Source organism: Methylomonas sp. LL1 (genome assembly GCF_015711015.1).
In the GTDB taxonomy this organism is placed as follows: domain Bacteria; phylum Pseudomonadota; class Gammaproteobacteria; order Methylococcales; family Methylomonadaceae; genus Methylomonas.
In genome coordinates this window covers 3,654,294-3,669,422 of sequence record NZ_CP064653.1, presented here as the reverse complement: position 1 = coordinate 3,669,422, position 15,129 = coordinate 3,654,294, and the positions used below count along the sequence as shown (strand labels likewise).

Below are 15,129 nucleotides of genomic sequence, written 5' to 3'. Positions count from 1 at the left end.
AATGGTCAGCCAAACCAACGAAGCCGCCCTCGAAACACACATCGAAAACACCCTTACCAAAGATGGCTACCTGACCGGCAATCCTTCCGATTTCGACCGCGAGTTTGCTATCGACGCCAAGCTGTTTTGGCAGTTTCTCGAAGCAACTCAACCTGAAGAGTTAGCCAAGCTAAAAGACCGTCCCAATTGGAAACGGCTGGTGTTGGAACGACTGAACAAGAAGATCAAGAAAGACAGCTTGCTGTCAGTCTTGAAAAAAGGCTTGGATATCGACGACACTCATTTCAGATTACTTTACAGGCTGCCATACAACGACCTCAATCCAGAAGTCTTAGCCAATTTTGAAACCAACCGTTTTAGTGTCACCCGCCAGGTGCATTACAGTGAAACCGATGGCTTGAAGTCGGTAGATATGGTGTTATTCGTCAACGGACTGGCCATCGCTACCTTGGAGCTAAAAAATCCATGGACCGGCCAAACCGTTTATCACGCCATCAAACAATATCGCACCGACCGCAACCCCAAGGAACCATTGTTCGAGTTCGGGCGCTGTCTGGTGCATTTTGCCGTCGATCCCGACGAAGCCTATATGTGCACACAATTGGCCGGCAACGACAGCAACTTTCTGCCGTTCAACAAAGGCTTCAATTTCGGTAAAGGCAACCCTGTAAATCCCAGCGGCCATAAAACGGCTTACCTATGGCAAGACATTCTTTCCCGCCATAGTATGACGAATATCATTGAGCAATTTGCCAAGTTCACCGTCGAGAAAGATAAGAAAACCGGAAAAGAAAAGAAGGCGCTGTTTTTCCCGCGATATCACCAACTCAATGTAGTGCGTGGCGTTTTGCTTGATGCCAAGCAAAACGGCATTGGCCAGACATACTTAATCCAGCATTCCGCTGGTTCAGGCAAATCCAATTCCATAACGTGGTTAGCGTACCAGTTGGTCGAGTTATACGATCTTACAGGTAGTAAAAATATCTTTGACTCAGTAATAGTCGTCACCGACCGCAAGGTACTGGACGGTCAGCTTAGAGACAACATCAAGCTATTCTCAGAAGTCAAAAACATCGTCGCCCATTGCGAAAGCGCAGCTGAACTAAAAGCACATCTTGAACTGGGCAAAAAGGTCATCATCACGACTGTACAAAAATTCCCTGTCATTTACACCGCTGTCTGCGATCTGACCGACCGAAATTTTGCTGTCATAATCGATGAAGCACACTCGTCACAATCTGGCAGCGCATCTGACAAGTTAAACATCACCTTGGGCGCAGATGAGGAAGAAGTCCCAGAAGATTTACAGGACAAAATTCTGGCTGCCATGAAAGATCGAAAGATGAGCAGAAATGCCAGCTACTTTGCCTTTACCGCCACACCTAAACCTCAAACGTTAGAAAAATTTGGCCGTGAAGGTACTGATGGTAAATTTTATCCATTCCATCTGTACTCAATGAAACAAGCCATCGAAGAGCAATTCATTCTCGATGTACTGGCTAATTACACCACCTACAAAAGCTACTACGAAGTACAAAAATCCATCATAGAAAACCCTTTATTTAATACCGCCAAAGCGCAAAAAAAGCTGAAGGCATATGTTGAAGCCAGCCCAAATACTATCGAAGTAAAAGCCAAAATTATGGTCGATCACTTCATGCACAATGTCTGGCAAGCCAAAAAGCTAAAAGGCAAGGCCAAGGCCATGGTTGTCACTCGTAACATCGAATGCGCAATCCGGTACTTCTTTGCGATTCGCTCCGCCTTAAAGGAAAACAATGCTCCATTTAAAGCTCTAGTGGCTTTTTCAGGCGACAAGACAGTAGATGGAATTAAATATACCGAAGACGGTATCAACGGCATATCCGCCCGCGACTTACCGGATGAATTCGAGAAAGACGACTACAAAATATTAGTCGTAGCCAACAAATACTTAACCGGCTTCGACGAACCCATGCTTCACACCATGTACGTCGACAAAAAATTACAAGGCGTACTAGCCGTGCAAGCTTTATCACGACTAAATCGCTGTAACTGGAAACTGGGCAAGACCGATACCTTTGTCTTGGACTTCTACAATTCAGTCGATGACATCAAATCCGCCTTTGATCCATTCTATACAGCCACCACACTTAGCCAGGCAACTGACGTCAATGTACTGCATGATTTGAAGGATTCAATAGATGATTTCGGCATCTATGAATGGAGTGAAGTCACCGACTTCAATGACAAGTTTTTTGCCGGTGTCGATGCTGAACAACTACATCCCATCATCGATACAGTTGTTGCCCGCTTTGATACCGATCTGGACGACGAACATCGTATCGATTTCAAGATAAAGGCCAAACAGTTCGTCAAAATATACGCTCAAGTCGCAGCCATCATCCCATTCAATAATGTGAACTGGGAAATGCTGTATTGGTTTTTAAAATTTCTGATACCCAAGCTCAAAGTCAAAGACCCAGACCAAGACAAACTGGACGAATTACTCAACAGCGTTGATTTATCTACCTACGGGTTGGAACGTTCCAAGCTGAATGTTCCAATCGGCCTGGACGCCAGTGAAACAGAGCTGGAACCCCAAAATCCCAATCTACGAGGTTATTTCCCTGGCGGCGAAGAAAAAGACCCGCTGGACGAGATTATCAAAGCCTTTAATGAACGTTATTTTGCCGGCTGGGAAGCCACACCGGAAGAGCAAAAGATTAAATTTATCAATATCGCCAAGCATGTCGTGGAACACGCAGACTACAAGGCTCAGGTCGAGGACAACCCTGATGTCCAAAATCGACAACTGGCTCTGGAAAAGTTAATCCAGAACGCCATCAGTATCGAGCGAAAGCGAGAACTAGATTTATATAAGCGCTATGCGTCTGACCCAGATTTCAAGCGGGCGTTTGACGCGAGTGTGGCGAGAATACTAGCTTCTGCAAGTAACGTAATTCAATCTAGCAACTTCACATCGTTATAATTATTTCTTTAAATCCACTTACCTAAAACTCAAAGATGCTTGACCTTATAAAAAACAAAGTAGCCGCGTTATTTGCCAATAACCGATCCGAAGATTGCTATATAAAATATATATCTCCTGAAATTGGGAAAGATTATTCCGGCACTGTTTTGTATGTTGTAGACGGTGGAGCTTTAGTTGAGATACATAATTCGCATGGTTATTTGGATATTAAAAATATTGCCTGGGAAAGAGTACGTAATGCTTTTGAATATTTATCAGTTGGTCAAACTATCCAAGTTAAAGTTCTTTCGTACGATGAAGAAAGCGATTTATTTAGGTTGGGTATGAAGCAATTGATCCCTGATACATGGCTAGAACTCAGCAAACAGTATCCCGTCGGAACATCTGTAACTGGAAAAATCATTGGCATTAAAGAGCGATATGGTTGTCATATTGAAATTGTAGATGGATATTCAGGCTCGTTATACTTTAAAGATATCCATTGCGACAAACCATACGAAGAGAAATGTGACATGCTCAAGTATGGTGATGAAGTAGTGGTAAAAATAAATGACATCGACTTTGAAAGAAGACGTGTTTATTTTGAGATGGATCAATAATCTAGGTATTAGAAATCTTCGTATCAGCCTACTTTAGAAAAAATATCTAATGGCAAGGTTTTACGAAATCGAACCGACCCTTGAGAACTACTGGCGATCAATCATACTGTTCGGCCGAAACGTCGCCTCTTACAAATTCGCGCTCGCCAAAGCCTTATATGATTTGAAGGGTTCGGGTGAAACTGTTATAACGTTGGATAAGTTGGCCGAGCCTTATTCCAAGCATATAGCTCAACATTTGGTCATCTGCGACAAGCAAGGTACATCTGAAAACAGTCGATTCTTGAATGCCTGTAGAGAATTTAATGCCCGCCAAATAACCAAAGATCAGTTAATCGAAACGACCGTAAGGTTAGGCTTTAACAACGTAATCGACGCATTCCATAATGTCCATAATCAAGAAGTCCCAACCCGATTCTTTGTTGATGAACGTAAATCAAAGAATGGCATTGTTTTAACGGATGCGTTTTTTCAACTGGCAGAGAACTTTCAATATGAAAGTCTCAAAGACGAAACGGAAGCCCGATGGCGTTTAGTCGAAACAGCGTGGGAGCTTAATCTGCCCAAACACCTTATTCAAATTGATTATAAGGAAGACACCAAAGAACTATTGGCAGACAATAAACTGCGTAGAGTATCAGTTACATCTGCCAGACCATCACTCAACGGCTATCAAAAAGGCAAATGTTTTTACTGCTTTCGCGAAATCTCCATCAATCAAGGCCACCCCGATTTCGCCGATGTAGACCATTTTTTTCCACACCTGCTACGGCAATGTGATCCAGATAAACCGGTAAACGGAGTAGCCAACCTTGTACTATCCTGCACCGATTGCAATCGAGGCGCGAACGGCAAATTCCAAAATCTCCCTTCAATCGATTTACTGGAACGCCTTTACAACCGCAACGAATACTTGATTACCAGTCATCACCCTCTTCGAGAAACCCTGATCGCCCAGACCGGTTACACAAGCGATAAACGGCGAGATTATCTTCAAGACGCTTACAACTGCTCATCACTTTATTATGGCGTCACCAAGAAATGGCAGCCGGCAAAACAAGGTAGCGCTATTTTTTGATCACAAAGTTATTCCAGACTAAACCTCTGCTATTATCAGCCACTGACTCATTGATTAACACTGCGCACTTTCGGTTGGTAAAAAACTCCAGAAAGTCATCGACTGCTATTGGGTTATAAAGCTTTCCTTTTTCCCTATTATCTTGCTGATTGGTACCCCTAAATGATGCAATCAGAACACCATTTTCGGCTAACAAGGAAAATAACCGCGCACATGAAGCCATAAAATCAGCATCGTTTAAGTGCATCAATACCGCTGAACATAAAATATTGTCGAACGCTGCCTCTCCCTGTGTTTCGAGGTTCGGAAGATAATCAAGAATGAAATCTACCTCTGGATACAAAGATCGAGCGTAGGTCAACATACTGTCCGAAGCATCGGTACCAATCGCTTGATACCCTTGTTGACATAACCAATTGGTATCTCGGCCTATTCCGCAGCCAACATCTAGCGTCTTGCCGTCTTGGATAAAGAATTGTTTCGCTAACTCGTATATACGCTCAGGCACGAGAGTTGAGTGAAGCTGGGCAATGCTTGCCGCTTCTTTATCGTATGTTTCTATTGTTTGCTGGTCCATAAATTGTTTAGCAGATGTAAATTAGCGATGGAAATGTCGCCTTGCAAAATGCACTAAGAAGCACCTGTCCCTTGTGACGAGTTCAATCAGTACACGAACTCTTCACTCCAACGCTAATACTATGGCACGGTAATTGTTAATTTCAATGTTTTCTGCTGGCCGGCAATACTCTTACCGTCTAGGAATATATTAGCCCGCGAGTTGATACATTAACATCGCCGCAATTGCTTTCTGATTGCTGATAACAGATACTAGGAATGGCCTAAAGTTAGGTCGTGCTGGGATGATAGGGATCAATCTGGGATTTTTGGGGCATGAAAGAAAGCAATCAACTACTTATCGACCTGCTGGACTATATAGAGCAAGTAGAAAAGCTAAACAGGAAACCAGTCTACACCGTTCCAAGCGACATTTTTGAAGCCAGCCAATCCGATCTCAAAGGGCTTCCAGGCATTGATTTCAACATCCAATCCGAACACGACGATGTTTGGCTTCGTATCACCCGCTTGAAAGAAACACCCGCCCCTGAGCCGAGCGATGCATTAAAACCTTGGGTGATCATCTCCAAGTCTCCAGACAAGACGCCAATACTCAAGGACGAATATGCCGTCTACGAAAACAAAGTTGAAGTTGGTGTCGAAACGCTTGAACAACATCCCGAAATTCAAGTTGAGTTTGATAGCTATATCAACACCCGCTGGGAGCCATGGTCTTTCTCGGAAAAGCCACGCCGTAAAACCATCAGTTTTTACAATAAATTATTCGCGGTTCAGCAAACGATATCTTCCGATAGTACCGACTCACCGATAGAGATCGCTTGGGGAATCGGTTGTGCTGTCTGGTCGGCGCCAGAGAGCAACAGGTCGATTAAGTACCCATTGGTAACGCAAACCTGCGAGATTTACCTTAATCCAAAAACCTTTGATATTGAAATTCGGCCGCGCGATTTAGATCCCAGATTGGAACTGAGTTGTTACGAGGACCAGGAAAACCACGGCGTCAGACCCTTAGTTGAGTTCTGGAAAAGTGTCAACGAGAATGCTGCGGATCGTGTAAATCCATTTGAGGCATCAACTTTTGAAGGCGTTTTGAAAGCGGCTGTTTTACATCTTGATGCCAATGGGAGTTATCTTGAAAATCAACCTGAACCCAATTTACCAACACCTACCGACAAGCTGATCATTACCGATACTTGGGTGTTATTTGGCAGAAAACGCTCTGAACATATTTTCATCCAAGATATCGAAAGGCTGAAGAAAAATATCTCAGATGACATCAAAATACCGGCTGTTATCGAAGGTTTTGTCAAAACAGGCGATTCTGTTGTTAAACCCCGAGAATCGGTAGCTTTCAGAGGGTTATCCTGTAGTGACGCAAGGCATGGGCTGAAAGAGCTCTATTTTCCGATGCCTTACAACGATGAGCAGGTTTCAATTATCGAAAAGCTTGAAACCAATGATGGCGTTGTCGTTCAAGGCCCGCCAGGAACAGGCAAGACACACACGATTGCGAATGTGATTTGCCATTACCTCGCTCAAGGCAAAAGTGTCTTGGTCACAGCGTCGGGTGAATCAGCTTTGTCTGTTCTTCAGGAAAAACTGCCACCGCAAATCAAGCCATTAAGCGTGGCGCTACTCACCGATGAGCGTGATGGCAGAAGACAATTTGAATATTCCATTCAAGAGATAGCCAGCAGCGTTAATAGCTTAAATCCCACTCAATCTCATCACACCATCCAGCATTTAGAAGAGCAATTGAATGGGCTGCACGCCAAAATTGCGTCCGTAGATCAAGCGATTAATAGCTTTGCCGAAAAGCACATGAAACACTATCCGTTTCATGGCAAAGAGGTTTTGTGTGCTGAATTAGCTAAGTTCGTACTGGATAACCAGGACAATTATGACTGGTTAGAGGATGAGATTAATTCAAAGCACAACACGCTTAGATTCAGCGACGATGATATCAAATCTTTAAGGAAATCACGGGCTGATGTCGCCGGTGACATCATCTATCTTGATCATTCATTGCCGGTTTGCGATGCATTTCCAGAATGGTCAAATTTATCCTATTTGCATAATGATTTAGTCAGAGCCAGCAATTTCAAGGATAAAGTGGATAGTGGCTGCGTCATACCGCTTTCTGATGCCACTCATGAGACCTTTGAAGAAGCCAAAAAACTACTTGAATTCCTAAATAAAAGGCATGTGCTTGAGGAAAAGGTTGAGCAAGCAGCCATTACCTGGTCATCTCGCCTGCGCGCAAAATTCATAGCTGTCGATGAAGATGCTGCCATCACGCATCTATTATCGCTTTGTGACGAGATCGGTAACCTGGATTCAATTCGTAAAACGAATTTATCGCATGCAGTTGCTTTTGCTGATGACTCAGAGCTCAACGAAGACTTTATGCAAGCGATTCAACGCTTATCGCAGGGAAAAAGCCCATTCAAATTTTTTGGTTCCAAGGAAATTAAACAGCTTTTGGTAAAAGTTACCGTTATGGGGCTTAATCCAAAACATGATAACCAAGAGGCCTGGCAGGCTGTCGTTGTTCACGCCGAATATTTATTAAACGCCAGAAAATTACTTTCGCGCTGGAATGTCATTGGAAGGGAAATTGGTCTTGATTCTGTCGATGACAACTTAGATGATGCGTTTAGGCTTTTAGCGCGGCACAAAGATCATATTGATGATATTAAGAAATTATCCGTTGAATTTGATCGGCCTCTCAGTGAAAAAATTTCACGCGTATTTGGCCATGCAGTCATAGGAACAAAAAACATCGATCTCAAGCAACAGGTGGAAGCCATAACGTTGAGCCTTTCACAGCATCTTGATCGCGATCGATTCACCTATGCCCATCAGCAAGCGACAGCACTTTTCAAAAAGATTGAAGGGCACTCAGGCGCTATTGTTGATGACATTTTACAATTTCTACATGCATCGCTTGGGCATCCAGATCGTGACGAAATAACCCTTCGCGAGACATGGTATGCATTGATGAGCGAATTGAATCGGTTGAATAGTCTTCAGCCAGCATTACGTGAAATTCAGAGGGTATCGGTTCTTTTAACTGAATCTGGCGCCACAAAATGGGCGCATGCCGTCATATCGACACCATTTCAAGACTATGAACGTTTAACTGCGGCGGATTGGCTGGAAGCTTGGAACTGGCGGGCGGCAAAAACGTTTATCGAACACATCGATGGCCACCAAAAGCTCAAAAAGTTATTTGACGAAAGGCATTCGCTCGAAAAAACGTTATCAAAAACCTATCAAGAATTGATCGCTGAAAAAACTTGGTTAGGCGTTTATAACAATTCGCCAAATGACATTAGGCAGGCACTGCAAGCGTACCTCAATGCTATTCAGTCGATGGGCTCAGGCAATGGTATCAGAGCGGTTCGCTTTAGGCAGGATGCTCGCGCTGCCATGCAGCGAGCTTATAAAGCCGTGCCGTGCTGGATTCTACCCCAGTGGCGAGTATCAGAGACAATTCCACCTGAAGTGGGTTTATTTGATTTGGTCGTTATCGATGAGGCCTCACAATCCGATATTTGGGCATTACCAGCCTTACTGCGGGGAAAGAAGCTATTGGTCGTCGGTGACCATAAGCAGGTGTCGCCTTCAACCGTTGGAACCAAGGAAGTTAAAATTCAGGAATTGAGAGACCGGTTCCTCAGAGATCAGCCGCATGGCTCGGAGATGACGCCAGGTAAATCAATTTACGATTTGGCACGAGTGGTCTTCGCTGGAAACTCAGTAATGCTGAAAGAGCATTTCAGGTGTGTTCACGCCATCATCGAATTTTCAAATCGCGAATTTTACGATGGTCAAATCAAGCCATTGCGTGTACCCAAAAGCTCAGAGCGCCTTGACCCACCATTGATTGATGTCATGGTTATTGGCGGCTACCGGAAAGGCGATAACAACCCGCCAGAGGCTCGAGCGATTGTGAATGAAATCAAAGAAATCATCGCTGATCCAGAAATGGCTGGCAGGACTATTGGGGTTGTGACTTTGTTAGGAAACGAACAGGCCAATCACATATGGAATTTGATTAATACTGAAATTTCGCAAGCTGAAATCGTTGAACGGATGATCTCGGTGGGCGCGCCACCAGTATTCCAAGGACGTGAACGCGACATCATGCTGGTATCAAATGTGTTGGCTAAAGGTGATAAATCGGCCGCCAATCGCCTGGAAATTGAGCAGCGGTTTAACGTTGCGCTTTCGCGTGCTCGCGATCGTATGTATCTGTTTCGTTCGATCGATGAAAATGAGTTGAAGCCTGATAGTTTAACTGCCAAGGTTTTTCGCCATTTTAAACAACCATTCATTCAAGACGCCAAACAGGTATCGTCGCTACGAGAATTGTGTGAATCGGATTTTGAGCGCGAAATTTTTGATCTATTGGTCGAGCGAAATTATCGAGTCAAACCACAGGTTCGCTGTGGCGCATATCGCATTGATTTTGTCGTTGAAGGTTCGGAAGGTCGAAGACTGGCTGTTGAATGTGATGGTGATAAATTCCATGGCCCAGGCCAATGGATGAATGACATGACCAGGCAGCGTGTTCTTGAACGGGCCGGCTGGACTTTCTGGCGATGCTTTGCGTCCAGTTTCGTCATGCGTAGACAAGAAGTATTCGATGATTTATTGAATACTCTCTACAAAATGGGAATTGATCCATTGGGTTCGGAATCTGTTGATAATTCCCAATGGGTTTGCTCGAAAGTTGTCGATCCATACCAAGTCATCAATGTTGTTGAAGAGGATGAATCAGAAGAATTAGCGTTTGAGGTCAAGGAAGATAGCGTTGAAACAAAACGTCAAATTACTCCCCAAAATGAAGATCTCTTTGCTGACAATATCATTGAAGACGCTATTGAGTCTGCTGAACATCGAAAGCTAGACATCATTGAATTGTCTGAAATTCAAGAAGCAATTCTCACCGTACTTGCAAATTGCCCGAATCAGTCATGCACAATCGAGTCAATTGGCACTAGGGTGCTCAAACAACTCGAAATAATTACCCGAGGTAAACCACGGGTTGAGTTTGAAAAGAAAGTATCAAAAGCACTCGGATCTTTGATTAGAAAAAATAAAGTCGAGAAATACAAAGCCAAAAACGAGCGTATTAGGCTTCAGGATAGCATCTAACCGCAATCTTTCATCAATGATTGTTTACCCAAATCCTATGTGAAGAAGGGCTTATTAACAGCGGCTGCGTTTTGGTGAGATTAAAATTCGAGACCTATATCGGATGCGAGCAAACGCAGTCAGCGATATGTTTCAGACCAAGTTGAAAGCGGTCCATCACACCATGTGTCGGACCTTCTGGCTAGCAGCTGATCACAACACAGTTTATCAGTTGAGATGGTTGCTTTTATTAAATGGCATGAGCCGCACTCAGCACACTATGCCGGTCTTCGCAGTAAAACGTTACTTTTTGACGGGTCGCCTAGACTAACTAGATGATTGTGGCTACCATGCAACCAAATTTGTGAATTGTTGAAAATAGACGGGGAGCTTTACTAAATGGAAATCATCAATGCAATTGCGCATAAAATTATTAAGGACAAGCAAGAAAGTGGCAAACCACAAGTTGAAGCAGTAATTCAATATCGAGACGATATCTTTGATTCCGAAAACCAAAAAGTAATAACATTAATAGAATCTATTTTAAAAATTTATAAAACAGGAAAAACATTTGGGTCATTTAATAGGGATGTTAACAATCACCCATTTCAGTCATGGGTCAAAGAAATAAACAAAGATGACTATTCAAAAGAAGTGTTTATTGAGTTATCGCGTAAAGCAGTAAATAGACTCAAAATTGAGATTGAAAAGGAAAACTTTGCAACAGGTGGATACCTTGTTTTTGCTCATTACATCAACAACAATGGACCATATTACCTAGTTGTTATGATCAAAGATAAAGGTGGCCTGACCTTTACTTCAGACATGGACTTAACTGATGTACATCAAATAGATTTGGATAAACTTCACCAAGCTGCTCGCATAGATTTAAATCGCCTTGAAAATGCAGAAGAAGCTTATTTAAGTTTTCTTAAGGGAGATCAGAAAAAGGATATTACTGGATATTTTACTAAGGCATTGGGTTGTACTGATTTAATTCCTTCAAATCTCGCAACAGATAATGTTTTTCATTTGATAGAGGCAATCTGTTCAGATGCCGATATCTTAGACAAGAAATCTATTAGAGCCGAAATTCATGATTTTCTTAAGGAAAGACATCCCAAAAGTGTTATGTTAGAAGAAATTGCAGCAAAGCTTAACGCCCACTTGCCAATTGAGTTTCACGATAATTTTATTGAAAAAGCTAATTCTGAAGAGTTTAGAATTAGCCAAGAGTTTGTTCCGAATATAACCGCATTAAAAAAATATAAGCGCGTTTCTTATAAATCGGCCACATGGGATTTGTCTTTTGACAAGAACTCCTTAGGAACTCCAGATTCCCAAGCTGAAATTATTTTTGATTTTGAAGAAAAATCGTTAACTATAAATAACCTACCTCAAAAATTGATAGATGAGTTAGGCAATGTAATAGCTGAAATAAATGGGTAGTCTGTCATTATTAAGCAATGTTGTAAAGCTATACAGGCTATGTGGCAAGCCTGATTTTAATGGCAACTCTTCTGTTAATTGTGAGATATTATATGACGAAGAAGTAAGATTACTTATCAATAAAATTTATCAGCAAAAAGATGATATTTTAGAATTGGTTAGCTGCAACGAAAGCGCCCAAAGCTTGCCTATACCAGAAACTCAAAATAACCCAAAATTAAAATTTACATTAAATTTCCCGATTATAAGTGGATTTAAACGGTTCTTTTTAAATGTAGATGATTTAATATCACACCATACTGGCGTAAAAAAAGGATTGTTACCTGACGAATTTTATCTGATCGAAAATGATTACCTAACTGGTGAGGTTGACGAACCTGAAAAACTCCAACAGTTAAGAAAAGTTTGCCGATGGATTGTCTTTTTAAAGCAAGCGCTGCCTCACACAGAAGAAAAAAGAGATTCCTACCTCTTTGTCCTTTTAACTGAAGACAAAGAAAGCAAGGGGTTTAAAAAACATCTAATAGAATCGCGCTTTACTTTTCATGAATTACAAAATCTTGATGGTTTAGAGTATTTTGAGGAAATGCTGACAAACGAAGACTTACACAGCCATGAAAGGCTTGCTGTCGTTCGTAATGCTTTGGAAGAACTCCTTTCTAAACGACCGACCATAAATCAACGTCTCGGCGATATTCTCTCTGAGTTTGAAGTATTTAAACAGCTTTATCAAGATAATTATGAAACATATATTAATGGATTCTCATTAAAGGACTTCAAAAAAGAAGTCATAGAAAAACATGAGGAATTCGCGCATAAAATAGAAAACACATTAAATGATGTCTTAAATAAAGGCTTTTCAATACCAATATCAATAGCAACTATAGCAGCATTAATCAAAGAAAAAGAATTAATTAATGGCCTGGTAATAAGTTTTTCTGTTTTACTGATATCCGTCTTTATGTGCAGATTAATTAAACAACATCGAGACAGATTAAAAGACATTAAATTGGCGTTGAATGAGGTTTTTGAAAAGTTTGAAAATAGAGAAGAAAGTGCAGCTCAATTTGTTAATGATAAACAAAATAATTTGATCAAAAGATCAGAATCCATTGACAGAGATTTGGAAAGACTGAACTGGCTTAGCTTGACTCCTTTCCTCATTGTGATCATTTTATTATTTTACAAATATCCCGAAATTTTGACATTTTTTCAGGGTCTGCTTTTTTGATTAGATCCCAATTCCATATACAGTTCCTCTTATACGCTATTTAACTAATTGTAGACACCTCAATCCCCAAAGCGCCGGAAGAATTTCCGTAAAACATATTTGTTTCCAGTTGGATCAGAAACCTCGGACATTTCTTGAAAAATTTTCTTATTCTTTACCATTGTGTCAATGGCCTGGTTTGCCGCAGTTAATGACCGATGATACAGACCATTATATATTTGCTCAAAGGTCAATCCTTTCTCGTGATCTGTAAGCAGTGACCAAATTTCTTCTTCTACAGCAACAACTTCCTTTTGCATTTCATAGTTTTTATACATCTGGTAGGTGGTTATAAGGATAAGTCCTGAAATCAGTGCCGCTGTAATTGTCCAAAATCGCACACGGGAACTAGGCAGAAGAACAGGTACAAGCGCTGCTATTGCAAGTGCCAGACTAACTATATTGAGGTAACTGTCCATTAGATGATATTGTGGTTGAGGCCCTAACAAATCCAATTATATGCCGATTGCCAGCGCCAATCGCAACACTTAATAGTTTTTGCATCGCTCTCCCAAATGATTTTTGGGTAACCTGACGTAGAAATATTTTATTGATCGAGTAGGAACAATGATGCGATATCTTGTATAAGGTCCAAACAAGTTTCCTTTGATACCTTCGATTTACGATTAATCGATTGTCTCGAAACAGGCGATATACTTCTTGGACACTCATTCCACGTGGAGTGTTACTCATTTTTATCCGAAATATCCGTGGATATGGTCAAGTTGCAGCCATTGGAATCAGATAGATAGGTTGCCCAACGGTTCGGTGCCTGCTGTTCGAGTCGAGGTAGCAGTTCTCATCATCTGGGTCAACAATAGAGCCAAGAAGGATTGATGGTTTTCAACTGGCAGAAACAATACCTAACAATACCCTGGAATGCATTAAAAACGTTTCAAAATTTTCAGCATTTGAAAATCCCTAGCTGGTTATTTACCCAAGGCCTAGTTACCAATCTATTTCTTCCCCCGATTCCCACCCCGCGCAACAACCGCAGAATCGGAACTCACAATAGCCTGCCCAATCCATGCCAATGCTGTTATTGCTAAGTTGAGATATTGAATCCCGAACGGCATGCTAAATAATGGAGACAAAACACGTCAAGGCTGAACTGATATGACGAATGGCTCACATGAACCTTGTAACCTATTGTTGACAGCGGCCAATTCTATTTACAACTACCTTTCTGCGGCGTACAAATCTATTGATTTGCACAATACTGGAGACACACCATGATTCATTCAGAACTGCTGCGCGATCGGGGTATCCTAATCATTACACCCGAAGGCCCTCTTCAACAATCGGATTTCGAGACTTTAGCCGAAATCGTTGATCCATTTATCGAGACTCAAGGTGAACTGCATGGCCTGCTTATCTATACTGAAAAATTTCCAGGCTGGTCAGATTTTGCCGCATTATTAGCGCACATGAAATTCGTCAAAGACCATCACCAACATGTTGCCAAAATCGCGGCGGTAACAGACAGTGGGTTTCTGACAATTATGCCCAGCATTGTAGGTCATTTTGTTCATGCTCAAGTGCGGCATTTTGTATACGGCGATAAACAACGTGCTTTGGAGTGGTTGCAAAGCACGGAATGACTGGTTTAGGTGATCATATGCAGCAAAATTCTTTAGTCTTATTTTCGCAAGGCCTGATAACCAAAGAACAAGCCATTGAAAAGCTCGGCTTACGTGACTATGCGGAACTGTTGGTTGCCATGGGTGAGGCAGATTTACCATTATTCACTTTACCCGATGACGAACTTGAAAAACATGCGAACTTACTTGTTGAGCTTTTAAGTCAGCGTTGATTTATTCGTATAGCCTATTGCTTATGGATTGCCGGCCATAAGCGATAAAAATTTATCGCTTAACAGCGATTAAGGCTTGTTAGGGTTAAGTTTTTGATGTTTAAAAATCTTGATTGAACTGGTTCTGTTCTATCCATCAAGGATCTAGCGCATTGTTTTAACGGATTCATTCTTCTACAGACCGCAGCATTTCAAAGTGAACGCCCCAAGGACGGATCGGTAGCGTTG

The 15,129-nt window shown here is 41.8% G+C and carries 10 protein-coding genes; 8 read left to right on the top strand and 2 right to left on the bottom strand.

From position 1 onward, the window contains the following. Position 1: 1 nt before the first annotated feature. From IVG45_RS17115 to IVG45_RS17105, 3 genes are read left to right on the top strand one after another with little or no spacing between them, the layout of a single operon-like run. On the top strand, positions 2-2,971 hold the full coding sequence (locus tag IVG45_RS17115; RefSeq protein ID WP_196435004.1) for a type I restriction endonuclease subunit R: 2,970 nt from the start codon (positions 2-4) through the stop codon (positions 2,969-2,971). Positions 2,972-3,006: 35 nt separating this feature from the next. Further along, the gene (locus tag IVG45_RS17110; protein ID WP_196435003.1) at positions 3,007-3,573 is read left to right on the top strand and encodes a S1 RNA-binding domain-containing protein; all 567 of its coding nucleotides are present in this window, start codon (positions 3,007-3,009) and stop codon (positions 3,571-3,573) included. A gap of 49 nt (positions 3,574-3,622) precedes the next feature. Then, positions 3,623-4,651: an HNH endonuclease domain-containing protein gene (locus tag IVG45_RS17105; RefSeq protein ID WP_196435002.1), complete on the top strand. Its 1,029-nt coding sequence runs from the start codon at positions 3,623-3,625 to the stop codon at positions 4,649-4,651. On the opposite strand, the gene IVG45_RS17100 is transcribed toward IVG45_RS17105, so the two are convergent. Next, the gene (locus IVG45_RS17100; protein WP_196435001.1) at positions 4,641-5,228 is read right to left on the bottom strand and encodes a class I SAM-dependent methyltransferase; all 588 of its coding nucleotides are present in this window, start codon (positions 5,226-5,228) and stop codon (positions 4,641-4,643) included. The two genes, IVG45_RS17105 and IVG45_RS17100, sit on opposite strands and share 11 nt — an antisense overlap. 314 nt (positions 5,229-5,542) lie before the next feature. On the opposite strand from IVG45_RS17100, the gene IVG45_RS17095 reads away from it, so the two are divergent. The 3 genes from IVG45_RS17095 to IVG45_RS17085 all read left to right on the top strand — a co-directional run bounded on the left by IVG45_RS17095 (position 5,543) and on the right by IVG45_RS17085 (position 13,049). Then, the gene (locus tag IVG45_RS17095; protein WP_196435000.1) at positions 5,543-10,390 is read left to right on the top strand and encodes an AAA domain-containing protein; all 4,848 of its coding nucleotides are present in this window, start codon (positions 5,543-5,545) and stop codon (positions 10,388-10,390) included. A 378-nt stretch (positions 10,391-10,768) separates the two neighbouring features. Further along, positions 10,769-11,818: a nucleoid-associated protein gene (locus tag IVG45_RS17090; RefSeq protein WP_196434999.1), complete on the top strand. Its 1,050-nt coding sequence runs from the start codon at positions 10,769-10,771 to the stop codon at positions 11,816-11,818. Next, positions 11,811-13,049, top strand: a complete 1,239-nt coding sequence (locus IVG45_RS17085; protein ID WP_196434998.1) for a hypothetical protein — start codon at positions 11,811-11,813, stop codon at positions 13,047-13,049. Before IVG45_RS17090 ends, IVG45_RS17085 begins: the two co-directional genes overlap by 8 nt. Before the next feature lie 59 nt (positions 13,050-13,108). On the opposite strand, the gene IVG45_RS17080 is transcribed toward IVG45_RS17085, so the two are convergent. Continuing rightward, positions 13,109-13,507 carry a hypothetical protein gene (locus tag IVG45_RS17080; RefSeq protein WP_196434997.1) on the bottom strand — a complete coding sequence of 133 codons (399 nt, stop codon included), beginning with the start codon at positions 13,505-13,507 and terminating at the stop codon, positions 13,109-13,111. Between the two features lie 813 nt (positions 13,508-14,320). Here IVG45_RS17080 and IVG45_RS17075 point away from each other — a divergent pair. Continuing rightward, a complete protein-coding gene (locus IVG45_RS17075; RefSeq protein WP_196434996.1) occupies positions 14,321-14,689 on the top strand; it encodes an STAS/SEC14 domain-containing protein in 369 nt (122 codons plus the stop codon). Beyond that, positions 14,686-14,901 carry a hypothetical protein gene (locus IVG45_RS17070; RefSeq protein ID WP_196434995.1) on the top strand — a complete coding sequence of 72 codons (216 nt, stop codon included), beginning with the start codon at positions 14,686-14,688 and terminating at the stop codon, positions 14,899-14,901. Before IVG45_RS17075 ends, IVG45_RS17070 begins: the two co-directional genes overlap by 4 nt. Positions 14,902-15,129 lie beyond the last annotated feature (228 nt).

Coding starts and splice junctions, on each gene's coding strand:
- IVG45_RS17115 (WP_196435004.1), top strand. CDS start 2: ATGGTCAGCCAAACCAACGAAGCCGCCCTCGAAACACACATCGAAAAC.
- IVG45_RS17110 (WP_196435003.1), top strand. CDS start 3,007: ATGCTTGACCTTATAAAAAACAAAGTAGCCGCGTTATTTGCCAATAAC.
- IVG45_RS17105 (WP_196435002.1), top strand. CDS start 3,623: ATGGCAAGGTTTTACGAAATCGAACCGACCCTTGAGAACTACTGGCGA.
- IVG45_RS17100 (WP_196435001.1), bottom strand. CDS start 5,228: ATGGACCAGCAAACAATAGAAACATACGATAAAGAAGCGGCAAGCATT.
- IVG45_RS17095 (WP_196435000.1), top strand. CDS start 5,543: ATGAAAGAAAGCAATCAACTACTTATCGACCTGCTGGACTATATAGAG.
- IVG45_RS17090 (WP_196434999.1), top strand. CDS start 10,769: ATGGAAATCATCAATGCAATTGCGCATAAAATTATTAAGGACAAGCAA.
- IVG45_RS17085 (WP_196434998.1), top strand. CDS start 11,811: ATGGGTAGTCTGTCATTATTAAGCAATGTTGTAAAGCTATACAGGCTA.
- IVG45_RS17080 (WP_196434997.1), bottom strand. CDS start 13,507: ATGGACAGTTACCTCAATATAGTTAGTCTGGCACTTGCAATAGCAGCG.
- IVG45_RS17075 (WP_196434996.1), top strand. CDS start 14,321: ATGATTCATTCAGAACTGCTGCGCGATCGGGGTATCCTAATCATTACA.
- IVG45_RS17070 (WP_196434995.1), top strand. CDS start 14,686: ATGACTGGTTTAGGTGATCATATGCAGCAAAATTCTTTAGTCTTATTT.